Below are 13,827 nucleotides of genomic sequence, written 5' to 3' on the forward strand. Positions count from 1 at the left end.
GTCGTTTGGATATGCAGCATTTTTACATCATTGCAGATGATTTGACGGGGGCTAACGATGCCGGCGTGCAGCTGTCGAAAATCGGGATCGCCTCTACCGTCTACCTGGATTGGAAAGAAGGATCGTGGACGGGAGACGGCGGCGACGTGGCGATACTCGACACGGACAGCCGCGCTGCCGACGAACAAGAAGCCTATGACCGGATTCGTAAAGCAAGCGCAATTTTCCGGGCCCGGGGATACGGGCATGCTTATAAAAAAATGGACTCCACCCTCCGGGGGAACGTGGCCGCCGAGCTGGCGGCCGTCGTTTCGGTCCACCAGCCGGAAATCGTCGTCGTGGCTCCGGCCTATCCGAAAATGAACCGGCAGACGATCGGGGGCCGTCAATTCGTGAACGGCCGGCCGGTTTCTGAAACCGAGTTTGGCAGGGACCCGAAGACGCCGGTAACGGACAGCTACATTCCGAATTTGCTCGGGAAGTACGCGGACGCGGAACGCATCCGTCTTGTCGGAGAAGAACTTCTGAACGGACCGGAGGATGTTTTCCTGGAATTTATTTTACGGCATGCGGCGCAAGGCACGACCTGGTTTGTTTGCGACGCGGTCACCGATCAGGATTTGAAGGTTATTGCGGACGTTTTCGGCCAAACGAAAAAAACGATCGTCTGGGCCGGATCGGCCGGACTGATCGAATATTTGCCCGAGGCGCTGGAGCTGCAAAAGAATGCCGTAACGTCGCAAGAGCGGCCCCAAGTGCGGCGGACGCTGACGGTATCGGCAAGCTTGTCCCGCGTGACCAAAGAGCAGCTTGAGCAGGTGCGCTCGATGGCGGATGCCTCCTTCGTGGAGGTCGATCCGGTCGAACTCGTCCGGCAAACCTGCGCGGTGCGCGAGGTGCTGGAGGCGCTCGGCGGCGCCCGGGACAAAAAGCATTTTGTATTATTCGTCGATTCGTCGGAGAAAAATAGAGAGGCGACGAAACGGCTGGGAGAAGAACTCTCCTTAAACAAAACGGAAATCAGCGAGGCGATTTCGCGGGAGCTCGCAAACATCGCTTCCGAAATCGTAACCTCGTTCCCTGACATCGGGGGGCTGGTCCTGACGGGAGGCGACACGGCCAAGGCGGTTTGCAGCCGGTTGAACATGAACCGGATGCAGCTGCATACCGAGGTCGAAACCGGACTTCCGCTGGGAATATTGAGGGATGCGGCAGGTACGGGCAAAAAGTATTGGACCGTGACGAAAGCCGGGGGATTCGGCGGCCGGCATTCTTTGGCGAACGTGCTGAAATATATGAGTGGAGAGGATGAGTAACATGAATCAAAAGAAACCTGTGATTGGCATTACGATGGGCGACGGAGCCGGGGTCGGACCGGAAATTATTTTGAAAAGCCTGAAAAACCGCGAAATTTACGATCTTTGCGACCCGCTGGTCATCGGCGACAGCAAAATTTTGGACCGCGCAAAATCCTACGTGAACAGCGACCTGGAGGTTCAGACCGTAACGGAGGACCAGCTTGGTCGGCTCGCGTACGAATTCGGGACCGTCTACTGCCTGGATCTCGACCTGCTCAGCGCCGACCTGCCGCTTGGACAAGTATCCGCCGAAGCCGGACATGCGGCGTTCGAATATTTGGCCAAGGCGATCGATCTGGCCAAAAAACAGCAAATCGACGCGATCTGCACCGCTCCGCTGAATAAAGAAGCGCTGCATAAGGGCGGCCACCAGTATCCGGGGCATACCGAAATTTTGGCCGACCTGACGGATACGAGCGAATTTTCGATGATGCTGTCCGCGCCTAACCTGAAAGTCATCCACGTCACCACGCATGTCGGCCTGATCGACGCCGTGAAAATGATCAATCCGGAGCGGGTGTACCGCGTCATTCAGCTGGCGCATGAAACGTTGACCAAATCGGGCATCGAAAATCCGCGCATCGCCGTCTGCGGCATCAATCCGCATGCGGGCGAAAACGGCCTGTTCGGATACGGCGAAGAAGAGGAGAAGGTCGTTCCCGGCGTGAAAAAGGCGCAGGAGGAAGGCATCAACGCCGTCGGGCCGCTGCCTGCCGATACGTTGTTTTTCCGCACCGTGCGCGGCGATTTCGACATCGTCGTGGCGATGTATCATGATCAGGGGCACGGGCCGGTGAAGGTGCTTGGCCTCGATGCGGGCGTCAACATTACCGTGGGCCTTCCGATCATCCGTACCAGCGTCGATCACGGCACCGCGTTCGATATCGCCGGCAAAGGCATCGTCGAAGAGAAAAGCATGATGGAAGCGATCCGTCAGGCCGTGGAGCTGGCTCCTAAGAAAAAATAAAGCGAACGGACAAACATATATGGCACAGGTTTCCCGTCCCTGGAGGCGGCGACCGGTGCTAAAATGACCAGATGCAGCAGAAAAAGCGCCGAAAGCATGTTTTCGGCGCTTTTTCTATTGTGCGCCCCGGTGAGAAGGCTGGCCTCGGCCCCTTGGCAAAACGCGAGTTTCCGGGCATGGCGCTTTCGCAAAATTCAAGAAATCATGGGATAGGCGGTGTGATAAGATCAAATGGATCAGGCATAACATGGTTTGGCAGATAGCCGGCAGGGAGCAGATTGGAAAAGGAGTGTTCATGATGAACGGTGCCATGCTGATTGAAACGTACAAAAGCGGTTTGCAGCGCTATTCGATGGCTGAACTGAGGCATCAATCCGCGCCGGGGGTTTGGTCTCTTGGGCAAATGCTCGACCACTTGATCCTGGCCTCCTTGGATTATTTTGAAAAAGTGGAGATTTGCGCGGCCGACGGCGAAGAACAAACGCTTGGAAAAACGGAAGCGGGCGAGCGGCTGCTCGAGCTTGGCGGATTCCCGCCCGTGAAAATCAAATTGCCGGACGGCCCGGAAAACAATCCCAGCAATACGGAAAGCAAAGAAGCATTATTGCGCGGGCTGGATCAAGTGCTGCAAAAAATGAAGGATTGGGAAGAGCGGATCGACCCGGTCCATCCCTGCCGCAAAGTAAAACACGACGGCTTTGGCTGGTTGAACGCGCGGGAATGGTTTGAACTGAATGAAATGCATTTGCGCCATCACCTGCGTCAAAAGGAAGAATTGGAGCAAAAAGCGGGGGTACGCTCGCGGTAACCGAAACAAGAAGGCGGACTCGGTCCAAAACCCCGTTTGCAATCTCCTATCCGGGGCAAGCGAACGTTCGCCCGGAAACGCCGAAAGAAACGGAGCCCGCGTTGCATGCTTCGTTTTATGCAAGATTCCCCGCTCGGTCATTTCAATTTTCGGGCGTCAAGCCGGGAGTGGATAATCTCATGGCCACATCCGTATCTTCGGACATGGCGCTCCCTGGGGGTCCTTTTGCCGCGCCATACGCTGAGGGATTTTTTCGATCGTGCCATCCTTCGCTTTATAAAGGATCGAGACCTCCTTTCATCCCCCAAAACGGGGGAAAGGAGGTCTTTTAAGATTGGGTTGCAGCCATGTGTCCAAGTTGCGGAAGCGGCCGCTTAAACGGCTATCCTTCCGAAGGATCGTCCGAAGTGATCATCCAGGTCACGCCGTATGGATCGACGAGTTCCCCGTAATGCAGGCCGTAAGGCTGGCGGGCGAAAGGATGCTTCACTGTGCCGCCGGACGATAGTCTGGCGAATGCTTCCGCGGCTTCGGAGCGCGTCGGGTACGATACATCCAGCATCATGCCTGCGCCTTGCGTGAAAGGTTCGAGCGCGTCCGCCATAAAAATCGCATTTTCCCCCGCGACCGTCACGCACAGATGCATCACTTTGTCCCGATGATCGCCTTCGGCGCCCGCGGCTTGTCCATGCGTTAACAAGGACTTGATCTCCCCGCCGAGCGATTCCGCGTAGAACCGGGCCTGGCTTCTGGCATCTTCCGATAAAATAAATGGTCTAAGCGTTCCCAATATGCATACATCCTTTCGGGTCATTTTGGTGTTCCGTACGGGTTTTATTATAACCCCCGCCGGCTTGCCGCGTTTCTTATGGATTGCTGCCTTGCACCCCCGGGATTTATTTTGGCGGGACGGCGGAAGTATAGTAGAATGGGCTTAAATCGGATGGGAGGGACCGAACATGAGAACCTATCTGCCGTTGCAGCCGCCGATGCTGGAGCCCGTGCAGGATTCGTCTTACCGGTATCGGGAATTTCCGCCGGGCAAGGCGCTGGAGCCTTACGTGGCTTGTTATTGGACCGTCGAATTCGACGCTTCTTGCGACCGCAAACTGCACCGCATCATACCGGATGGGTGCGCGGACATCATTTTCGACCTCCACGCCACGTCGTTTGCCCAAAGCGCCATGCTAGCGGGTTTAATGTCATCCTTCGAGACGATGGATTTAACCGATCGATGTTATTTTTTCGGCATTCGCTTTTTTGCGGATCAGGCCAGCCGGTTTATCGGCTATTCCGTTTCGGAGCTTTCCGGGGGTGACGTATTTCTGGAAGACGTCTGGGGAACGGAAGCGAGCTTGGTCGCAGAACGGGTTCAAGAAGCGGCGGGCAGCGTGCAGGCGATGATCGGGTTGGCGGAATCGATGCTCTCGGCGAAGCTCCATCGTTCGGCATGCCCTGACCCTCAGCCGATCCGAACCGCGATGCAGCATCTGTATGCCGGCCGGGGAATGGTTTCCGTGCGTGCTCTGGCCGAGGAGTTATGCTACAGCGAACGGACCGTGAGAAGGATGTTCCAGAAGGAATTCGGCATGGCTCCCAAGGAGCTGGCAAGCATCATTCGATTCCAGTGCTTATTGCAGGAGCTGCATAAGGGGCCTTCGTTCCGCTTTTCGGATACGGCCGTTCAACACGGTTACTACGATCAGCCCCATCTCATCCATATGTTCAAACGGTTTTACGGACTGACGCCCCATCAAGTGTTCAGGTAATATGTCCGTTTTTTACAATCCAAAACCGAGAAGATTTTGCGATCCTATAAACAGGCTTGAAACCATACAAAGGAGGATCAATTTCGATGAAACCGCGCATTTCTGTACTTACGCTTGGCGTTGAAGACTTGGAAAGGTCGCTTGCATTTTACCGGGACGGGCTTGGCCGCTTGAGGCGTAAGGGGCTTTTACGCAGCGGCCTTGAACAAGCTTCGCGCCACCCGTGAGAGCGAAAGAAAATCCCTTCAGGCAAACCTGGTTTGCCGAAGGGATTTTTTGTTTTTATCCGGGCTTATGTCACATTCGGCCGTTTGGCAGACGTTATACAGGTGAAGACGGACAAGAGGAGGTGATTCCATGGAACGGTTCAGCCCCGGGGCCGGAGAGCCGGACGAAATCGAAGCCGTCGTGGAAAAAGTCAAAAACGGAGACAGGCAGGCTTACGCCGTTATCATACGCGCCTTCGAGCATCAAATCTACACGTATTGCTATTACATCCTGAAAAACCGCGAGGAAGCGGAGGATGCGCTGCAGGACATTTTTATTAAAGTGTATCAATCGATCGACAAATATAACCCGCAGGTGTCCTTTTCCTCCTGGCTGTACAAAGTGGCGTATCATCATTGCCTGGATCAGCTTCGCAAGAAAAGCCGCCGCAAAAAGCTGATCGACGGCCAAAAGGAGCTGCAGCAGCTTGACGATTACCGTCATGCGGGCAGCGAACGCGCGGTGGAGGAGCTGTTGATGAACCTGAAGCCGGAGGAGCGGAATTTGGTGCTGCTGAAGGTCGTGGAACAGTACAGCTTCGAGGAAATCGGAGAGATCATGGACTGCAAACCTGCAACCCTGCGGAAGAAATACGAACGCGTAAGGAAAAAACTCATTCAGCAAAAAAGCAAAGAAGGAGGGCTAACCCATGAGCGCATGGTTAGATCAAACTGAGGAAGAGCAAACGATGCAGATCCGGCGGGCGGTCAAACAAACGAAAATGCCCGAGGTTAGCTATGTCAATCAAATTATGGAGAGGGTGGAAAACATGGACAGACGAAGCAGAAAGTCAATCCATCGCAAAGGAGGCTGGGTCAAAAAAACGGCGATCAGCGTATCGGCGGCGGCCGTTCTCGGAGGCGTCGTGTTGGGCATCGGGTTCGTATCCCCGGCCATGGCGGACGCGCTGAAAAACGTACCTTTGATCGGCAGCGTGTTCCAATACAATTTTGACCCTACCCTGAAGCAAGCCAGCATTTCGGGGCTGACGACGGAGCCGAACCTGAGCGTGACCCGGGACGGGCTGACGCTGAACATCAAGGAAGTCATGTATGACGGAACGCGGCTCGCGTTTATGATCGAACGCCAGGGCATGGATGACGATACCGTCCTGTCTCCATACCTTCCGGAAGGCGCAACCAACGTATCCGGGGAGACGCAGAAGAAAGTGCCCGTGGAACAGCAGAAAAAAGGGTACCTGTTCATGCCGGAGGTGACAATCCAAGGGAAATCGGGATTTTTCGGTTCCTTCACGGACGCGGTCGGCAAAACCGAAGACGGCAAATTCATCCGCAATATGGCCATGTATGAAATCACGAGCGGATTGTCGGATAAACAACTTCCAAACGAGTTCAACATGACGGTCAAAATGAATGTCAGCGGTTTTAAAGAGCCGTTCGTGTTCCAAGTGCCGGTCAAAAACCTGGCCAAAGGAAACGTGGTGCTTCATCCGAACCAAACCCAGAGCAGCGGCAAGTTCAGCTACACCGTAAAAACGATCGAGATCACGCCGGTGACGACCCGCCTCGTTTTGGACAGCCAAGGCAACGTGCCGTCCACGCCGGAGCAATCGGGCGAATTCAGCGCCACCAAAATGTACTACGATATCGTGGATCAGGACGGAAAGCCGCTGGATCAAAAAATGATCGGATACTTCCATCAAAATCCGAAGACCGAATACCACGAGGACGAAACCTACAGCCCGTTTGCGAAGAAACCGACCTCTATTACGATCAAGCCGTATACGATGACGGTCAATAAGGACTGGTCCGTCATGGAAGATGCAAACGGCAAGCCGGTCAAAACGTACCACAAGGATCTCGAAATGACGATCCCGGTGCAATAAACGCCCGGAAATCCGTACCCGAAAAGCCTTTGCGGCTGGTGCGCGGAATAACGGCCCAAAACGTCTTTCTTCAGGCGTCGGGCCGTTATTTTTATGCTCCGGTGCATTTGTTGTCAATTATAGCGGAGCCGGATCCGCCAGTTTCAAAAGGAAGGATCTGCATTGCGATGCCCGGAGGGTTTCAGTATAATGAATGTTAATTGATTCATCACTCATTTTTTGACACGCGGAAAGGCGGAAACAGGATGTCTAAGAAAGAAGCTCCTTCGGTCAACCGGAAGGACGAGATCGTTTCGGCGGCGATCGAAACGTTTGCGGAGATCGGATATTATCGCGCCACGACGGCGCAGGTAGCGGAAAGAGCCAACATTTCGCAGCCGTATATTTTCAAGTTTTTCCCGACCAAGGAGGCTTTGCTGGCGGCGGCCCTGGAAGCGTCCTGGGAGCGGATCATCGCATCGTTCCGGCGGGTCGTGGAGACCGCTCAGCCCGAGCAGCTGGAGTCCGAGCTCATTGAAGCTTACGAACGCATTTTGGCGGACCGCTCCAATGAAATGCTTCTTCAAATGCAGGCCCAGACCATTCCGTCGGATGTCATCCGCGAGGAAATGCGGAAAGGCTTCCGGAACGTTCGGAACATCGTTTTGGACGCTTTCCGGCATGCTTCGATCCCGCATCCGGAAGAGCGGACGCTTTTGTTTTTGGCAAGAGGGATGTTGTGCAACATTTCCATGGCGCTGGATATGCCGGAACTGATGGGAAAATAGCCGTCGGCGCGGATCAGGCGCCCCGTTGAAAATTAGTTATTGACTAATCACTAATTGAATAATATGATGTTCTCAAATAGTAATTGATCAATCACTAACCAAAATGGAAATGGGGATGACTTATCATGAAGAAAGCAATCGTATTAGGAGCTACCGGCGGCACGGGCGCGGCCATTACGGCAGAATTGGTCCAGAGGGGGGTGGAAACCGTTGCATTCGGGAGATCCCGGGCGAAACTGGAGCAGCTGGCCCGGCAGCTTGGAAACCCGGGGCATTTGCGGCTGTCCACCGGCGATGCTTTCCGGCCTGGAGACGTTGCGGCGGTGGCCGGCGGAGCGGAGGTGTTGTTCCATTGCGCGAACGTCCCCTACAACGAGATGGCCCAGAAGCTGGTTCCGCTGGGAGAATCGGTGATGGAAGCGGCCAAGGGGCTGAACCTGAAAGTGGTCGCCGTTGACGGCATTTATCCTTACGGAAGAAGGCAGATGAAGGAAGTGACCGAAGAGCATCCGAAGCAGCCGCATACCAGAAAGGGGAAAACAAGGCTTGCTTTTGAGCGGATGTTATTTGAGGAGCGCTGGGACAGCGTGCAAAAAATGATCGTCCGGCTGCCGGATTATTACGGTCCCACGGCCAATGACGCCTCCTATCTGGGGTCGACGCTTGCCGCGATCGCGGCGGGCAAAACCGCCTTTTTTATCGGCAACATGCGGGTTCCGCGGGAATATGTGTATTTGCCTGACGCGGCCAAGATGATCGTTGAACTGGCAGGCAGGGACGATGCTTACGGGGAAAATTGGAACATCCCGGGCGCAGGGATCATATCGGGCAAGGAAATCGTCCGTATTGCGCAAAAAGCAAGCGGCGCCGCGAAACCGGTCATTCCGCTTGGCCGGGCGGGTCTGTCCCTTCTGGGGCTGTTTCAACCGGTGATGAAGGAAATCGTTGAAATGCTGTATTTGACGGAGGAGCCTTTGACGCTGAGCGGCGAAAAATACAGAAAACGAATCGGCCCGATCCCGGCAACCGGTTTTGAGCAGGGGATTTCCGAAACGATCCGCGCTTGGATGAAGGTTAAGTAAAAAGAATTTGGACTTTTCGCTAGTTATTGATTAATCACTAAGAATTACGGCAAGTGAAGCGCCGATAGCCGCAAACCTGCCTTACGGCCAGGCTTCATCGACCCCCTCGAGTTCGGGAAGCCCGGCCTTTCGCCGCTGCTCGATGATATATTGGACGTACCACTCGGGGTTCTCGGTATTTTTTCGGATCGATCGGATCGTACCCAGCCAGCGGTCGTTCCAGCTCATGCCGTCGGAGTTCGCGTGCCCCCGCTTCTCCATCTCGATCGTCTGGTCGTACGCGGAGGCGGCACCGATGCGCATGCTGGGCGTATCGAGCAGGATCAGGTTGCCGTTCTCGTCCCGCCGGGTGTTCAATTCGTTGGCTTTTCCCTTCAGCACCGCGTAAGTTCCCGCCGCCGCCGCGAAAATGATTGCGACCGCGGCGATCGAACCGAATGTCCACAGAATGACGTTCATCTTCCGACCTCCCGAATGTTAATTGTTTTCGACGTTTGCGGCTTCCCTCTAGGCTGATATCGCCTCCAACGAAGGAGGCTTTATAATTTATCTACGAATGGTTTAAAAGGAAGCACTTTGAGAGGAAAATATCACCAACTATATACATGATAACAAAGGAACCGGCTTGCGGGCAGATACCAATAACGTCGATTTCCTAACCAAAGGCAAGGATACCGATCCTAACAACGGCGATGGCATTGGGCAATGAGACGAATAGCAACCGCGAAAAAGCGGCTCACTCCTTAGGAGCAAGCCGCTTCTATGTGTTTACCAATCCCTGATTCGATGGAATTAAACTTGCAGCCCCGTGAAAATCAAGCCTTTAGCGTCCGGAGCACGCCGTAAATGCCGTTCATCGCGCCTTGAGGGACAAACTTGATGTTCACGGTGTCCCGGTCCGACGTCAGCTCGGCCGGCAGATCGAAGTTTTTTTCATAAAAAGCCCGGTGCGGCCGCCCCTCAAACGGCTCGGTAAACAGCAGCCGACCATCCGCCCAGATTTCCATGCTTCCGCCGTGGTGAAGCTTGCAGAACGTCACATGCAGCGCGTTTCGTTGGCCCCGCAGCACGCCCATGTCATAGCTGAACCAGCCGCCGGCCTCGGCCCTTCTTCCGTTTAACCCTTCCCAGGTTCCGGCATGAGTCCGTTCACCCCGGATGCCGTGCTGAAGCTCGTACTGGTCGTTTCCAACCTGCACGCCGTCGACGGTGGCCTCTTTGATCAGCTGCTCCTGCCGGCTGCGTTCCAGATGGTCCCGCAATTCCTCCGAATCCGCTTCGAGGATGCTCCAGTAGATCCCGTACCGCTCCCGGTGCTGTTTGTAATGGGGGGTGAAAAGCAAGCGTCCGTCTTCGTCCGTGTTTTGGAGCGCAAAAACGAGCTCCTCCCCTTGGCGGATCAAATGTTCGTCCAGCCGTTCAAGCCACTCCTTGGCGCTCATGCCCTGCGGAATCAAATAATCCTTGACCGGCATCCGTTTGGTCGGGATGCTGACGATGACGCCGGTCCGGGACTCGGTCATGTCCTCGGTGCCGAGAGCGGCGCTGAGCACGACGGGGCCATATTGGAAGGCGACCACATGCGGCGCGTCGGGCAGGCCGGCATAAGCGACCTGCATCGGAATCCGCACCCGGATCGTATCGTGGTCGTTCCACTCCCGGGCAATGATCGCATAACGTCCTTTGACCTCGGCCGCCGCGGTTTCCCCGTTAACGGAAATGTCCAAGCCGCCGGCGGCCCAATAAGGCACGCGGAAAGCCATCGCCGCATGGATGTGCTTGCCTCCGGTGTTTACCCGCAGCTCTGTCCGGTCGGTCTTCGGCAGCCCGGACGTTTGGATGATCCGGATTCCCTGCTCCGCCCAATCCAGCTCGGAGCTGACATATTGATTGACGAACAGGTGATTGCCGCGGCGGAAGTAGATGCTGTCGTTCAATTTCGTGAAATTTTCCATGCCGGTCCCCGTGCAGCACCAAAAATGCTCGAACGGGGAGCCGTACACCTTGAAATAGCCGGTCGCCATCGGCTGGAAATACATCGTCATGCCCGTCTCGGGGTGTTGGGACGAAAGGATGGAGTTAAGATGGTTTCTTTCGTAAAAATCGGCATATTTGACGTCCCCGGTCAGCTTGAACAGTTCGCGGGTCAATTTGAGCATATTGTAGCTGTTGCATGTTTCGCACGTAATGTCGGAGCGTTTAGCGTTCAGCACGTCCGGCTGCCCGAAATGCTCGGATTCGCTGTTGCCGCCCGTCACGTAGCTGTGGTGATGCACCACGACGTCCCAGAATTTGACGGCGGCTTCGAGATAAGCGGCTTCGCTTTCGCCCAGCGTCAGATACCGTTTCAGCGCCCCGATGAATTTCGGGATCGTCGTATTGGCATGTTTGCCCTGCAGAACGTTTTTGCCCTCGCGGATGGCCTCGAACAGCCCGATTTCGTCAAAGCTGTGGGCCGCCTCCAGATGCCTCGGGTTTCCGGTCAAGCGGTATAGGTCATACAGGCAGTCGTTCATGCCGCCGTATTCGACCTGGAGCACGGTGGCCTGCAAGTCGGGCGTCCATTTTGAAGTCCGGTCCGCAACCCAGTCGCCCAGTTTGTTCACAACGTCATAAGCCTTTTGCAGGCGGGAGGCTTCATACACCGCAATCAGCCCGGCGATGATTTTGTGCATCGTATACCAAGGAACCCAGGCGGGTTTCCTGTTCTCCACGTTGTCGAACAACACGTCGGGAAAAGCCGAGACATACCCGTCCCGACGTTGGCATTCCGCCATCTCCGACACGATATATTCAAGCCGGTCGCGAAGCTCCCGGTCTTTGTTGCAAGCATAGGCTTGGGCGCATGCGGTCAAATAGTGGCCCATCGTATGGCCGCGGATCTCCGTGTCCTCCCAACCGGGATATTTGGCCGCTTTCGGCGCAAGCCCGGCGGTTTCGCGGAAGCCTGCAAGCAGGCGGTCCGCTTCGAATCTTTTCAAATAACCGATTTCTTTTTCAAACGCGTTTACGTAATCGTCGTTTGTCAAGACCACTTGGTCGAGGGAAAAATCCAGCAACGCCTCGTTTAGGGGCAGCGTGTTCGTATTTGCCATGTTTTGCGCAGCCATCCTTTCATATTAGACTACGACAAGCTTAGTCCAAGCGCGAATTCGCCGTAAATGGCGGAAGGTTCGAATTGGTGTCAAAAGGTTCGTTCTTGGATGCGACGTTAGACGGGCGAGGAGATTTTTTCGCGGCAATCCATAGTTTATAAGGGGTGAATCTGCTATCCTGTTTTTAATGAAGTGTTAAAAAGTTTGAAAGGTGCGGGATGGATATGGACTATTATCGGTTTAAGGTGGATGTGCCGCTGACGCTGAACATGGCGGGCAAATTCGTCGCGCCGTCTTCGGAATGGATGCATATGGACCGGACGTTGATGGATTTCGAGCTGTTTGTCCAAACCCGGGGAAGCCTGTACATCGCCGCCGGCCGGGAACGTTACGAGCTGAAGGAAGGGGATTTCCTGCTGATGCCTCCGGGGACGCGCCAATACGGGTACCAAAAGTCCGACTGCAGCTTTTATTGGCTTCACTTTACGGCGGCGGGCGGCCATGAGCGATTGAAGGACGTTGAGGAGTACGGTTACGAGCAAGGCATGATCGTCGTGCCGGCTGCGGGCGCGCTGCGCAGTCCCGACAAGCTGATCGTGCTGATGAAGCAGCTGCAGGACTCGATGCGGACTTACAGGGAACAAACGCTTGGCAGCTACATGGCTACGACGATCCTCTGCGAGTTGTTCAACCAGCTGTTTTACGTCCGGAACCAGGCCGGGCATCGGCTGAAGCAGCGGCAGCTTTACAATGACATCGTCGATTACATCAAATGGCATCGGCACGGAAACCTGAAAGTCGCCCGGCTTGCGGAGGACTTCGGATACAATGCGAAATACTTGTCCACGCTGTTCTCCGGCATCGCCGGGATTTCGCTGAAGCAATATATGCTGCAGGAAAAAATGGAGGCGGCCAAATCGCTGTTGACCGACACCAATAGAAACATTAGCGAAATTGCGGCCCAGCTCGGATATCCGGACAGCCAGCAGTTTATGAAAAGCTTCAAGAAAATCACGGGGCTGACGCCGACCGATTACCGCAACGCGTATGCCAACCGCCTGCTTTTTTACGAATAGGCAGCTCAGGAGCGTTTTTTGTAGCCGCTGGGCGTCTCTCCGACGAACTTTTTGAACTGCCGCATAAAATGGGTGTCGTTTTCGTAGCCGCACATTTTGGCAATGGTTGCGATCGAAAGGGAGCTGTTATCGAGCAAATATTTGGCATGCTCCAGCCGTCCGTTGATCATGTCGGCGGAAACCGAGCATCCGAACAGCTCTTTGTAGACATGCTGGAAATAGGATTTGCTGAGGTTGACTTTGGCGGCCAGCTGGCCGACCGAATACGCCGTTTGCGGGGAGCTGTACAGTTCGTTGCGGATTTCCAGGAGCTGACGGTAATACCTTTCGGTTTTTTCGGGCAAGGGCGGCAGCTGCTGCCAATTGCTCAGCTTCAGGAGCAGGCTGCGCAGATCCAGGTCCACGATGCCGTCCCGGAGCGGGCCGCCGAGCCGGTTCACGTGCTGCAGCTCCATGATGCTCCTGGTCAGGGAAGCCGGGAATGCCGCTTTCACCGGTTCGTCGCAGGCGAATCCGAGCTCTTCTAAAAGCGCTTCCATTTCTGCGCCCTCGCAATGGAACCAATCGTTGACGAACGGCTTTTCGACGTGGCGGTACGCGTGAGGGGTGGACGGCCGGAACAGCACATAAGAGTTTTTGGCCGCGGACAGGCGCCTGCCCCCGACGACGACCTCCGCATGGCTCCGGAAAAAAACGAAAGCGTAATTGCCCGCCCCGGCAGGACGGTCGATCCTAACCCCATCCCGATGGATGTAATTGTAACCGCAATTGATGACGCGAATCATGTCCTTT

Annotated in this window: 13 protein-coding genes and 1 pseudogene; 10 read left to right on the forward strand and 4 right to left on the reverse strand. The window is 55.1% G+C overall.

Annotation, left to right across the window (positions count from 1 at the left end; genetic code table 11):
- Positions 1–11 precede the first annotated feature (11 nt).
- The 3 genes from NYE48_RS07290 to NYE48_RS07300 all read left to right on the forward strand — a co-directional run bounded on the left by NYE48_RS07290 (position 12) and on the right by NYE48_RS07300 (position 3,133).
- Positions 12–1,316 carry a four-carbon acid sugar kinase family protein gene (locus NYE48_RS07290; protein WP_340997757.1) on the forward strand — a complete coding sequence of 435 codons (1,305 nt, stop codon included), beginning with the start codon at positions 12–14 and terminating at the stop codon, positions 1,314–1,316.
- Between the two features lies 1 nt (position 1,317).
- A complete protein-coding gene (gene pdxA / locus NYE48_RS07295) occupies positions 1,318–2,325 on the forward strand; it encodes a 4-hydroxythreonine-4-phosphate dehydrogenase PdxA (protein ID WP_340997759.1) in 1,008 nt (335 codons plus the stop codon).
- A 295-nt stretch (positions 2,326–2,620) separates the two neighbouring features.
- Positions 2,621–3,133, forward strand: a complete 513-nt coding sequence (locus NYE48_RS07300; RefSeq protein ID WP_340997761.1) for a DinB family protein — start codon at positions 2,621–2,623, stop codon at positions 3,131–3,133.
- A 382-nt stretch (positions 3,134–3,515) separates the two neighbouring features.
- Here NYE48_RS07300 and NYE48_RS07305 read toward each other — a convergent pair whose 3' ends face one another.
- Positions 3,516–3,923 (reverse strand): VOC family protein, encoded by a 408-nt coding sequence (locus NYE48_RS07305; RefSeq protein ID WP_340997762.1) that lies wholly within the window; start codon positions 3,921–3,923, stop codon positions 3,516–3,518.
- 169 nt (positions 3,924–4,092) lie between these two features.
- On the opposite strand from NYE48_RS07305, the gene NYE48_RS07310 reads away from it, so the two are divergent.
- The 6 genes and pseudogenes from NYE48_RS07310 (at position 4,093) to NYE48_RS07335 (ending at position 8,864) form a co-directional block, all read left to right on the forward strand.
- On the forward strand, positions 4,093–4,902 hold the full coding sequence (locus tag NYE48_RS07310; RefSeq protein ID WP_212950308.1) for an AraC family transcriptional regulator: 810 nt from the start codon (positions 4,093–4,095) through the stop codon (positions 4,900–4,902).
- A gap of 86 nt (positions 4,903–4,988) precedes the next feature.
- Positions 4,989–5,069: pseudogene (locus tag NYE48_RS07315) on the forward strand (VOC family protein); the annotation flags it as partial.
- Positions 5,070–5,259: 190 nt separating this feature from the next.
- Positions 5,260–5,844 (forward strand): RNA polymerase sigma factor, encoded by a 585-nt coding sequence (locus NYE48_RS07320; protein WP_340997765.1) that lies wholly within the window; start codon positions 5,260–5,262, stop codon positions 5,842–5,844.
- The gene (locus NYE48_RS07325) at positions 5,819–7,015 is read left to right on the forward strand and encodes a DUF4179 domain-containing protein (protein ID WP_340997767.1); all 1,197 of its coding nucleotides are present in this window, start codon (positions 5,819–5,821) and stop codon (positions 7,013–7,015) included. The genes NYE48_RS07320 and NYE48_RS07325 overlap by 26 nt, the downstream gene beginning before the upstream one ends.
- A 245-nt stretch (positions 7,016–7,260) precedes the next feature.
- Positions 7,261–7,782, forward strand: a complete 522-nt coding sequence (locus NYE48_RS07330) for a TetR/AcrR family transcriptional regulator (protein WP_340997770.1) — start codon at positions 7,261–7,263, stop codon at positions 7,780–7,782.
- A gap of 125 nt (positions 7,783–7,907) precedes the next feature.
- Positions 7,908–8,864 carry an NAD-dependent epimerase/dehydratase family protein gene (locus tag NYE48_RS07335; RefSeq protein ID WP_340997771.1) on the forward strand — a complete coding sequence of 319 codons (957 nt, stop codon included), beginning with the start codon at positions 7,908–7,910 and terminating at the stop codon, positions 8,862–8,864.
- A gap of 81 nt (positions 8,865–8,945) precedes the next feature.
- On the opposite strand, the gene NYE48_RS07340 is transcribed toward NYE48_RS07335, so the two are convergent.
- Together NYE48_RS07340 and NYE48_RS07345 are read right to left on the reverse strand one after the other, a co-directional pair.
- The gene (locus NYE48_RS07340; protein ID WP_212950315.1) at positions 8,946–9,323 is read right to left on the reverse strand and encodes a hypothetical protein; all 378 of its coding nucleotides are present in this window, start codon (positions 9,321–9,323) and stop codon (positions 8,946–8,948) included.
- A 356-nt stretch (positions 9,324–9,679) separates the two neighbouring features.
- The gene (locus tag NYE48_RS07345; protein ID WP_340997775.1) at positions 9,680–11,959 is read right to left on the reverse strand and encodes a glycoside hydrolase family 127 protein; all 2,280 of its coding nucleotides are present in this window, start codon (positions 11,957–11,959) and stop codon (positions 9,680–9,682) included.
- A 224-nt stretch (positions 11,960–12,183) separates the two neighbouring features.
- Between NYE48_RS07345 and NYE48_RS07350 the strand changes: the two genes are divergently transcribed.
- Positions 12,184–13,035: an AraC family transcriptional regulator gene (locus NYE48_RS07350; RefSeq protein WP_212950321.1), complete on the forward strand. Its 852-nt coding sequence runs from the start codon at positions 12,184–12,186 to the stop codon at positions 13,033–13,035.
- Positions 13,036–13,040: 5 nt separating this feature from the next.
- Here NYE48_RS07350 and NYE48_RS07355 read toward each other — a convergent pair whose 3' ends face one another.
- Entirely contained in the window at positions 13,041–13,820 is a 780-nt protein-coding gene (locus NYE48_RS07355; RefSeq protein ID WP_036707953.1) for a helix-turn-helix domain-containing protein, read from the reverse strand.
- Positions 13,821–13,827 lie beyond the last annotated feature (7 nt).

Origin of the sequence: Paenibacillus sp. FSL M7-1455 (assembly GCF_038004655.1) — a bacterium.
Classification (GTDB): domain Bacteria; phylum Bacillota; class Bacilli; order Paenibacillales; family Paenibacillaceae; genus Paenibacillus_AQ; species Paenibacillus_AQ cookii.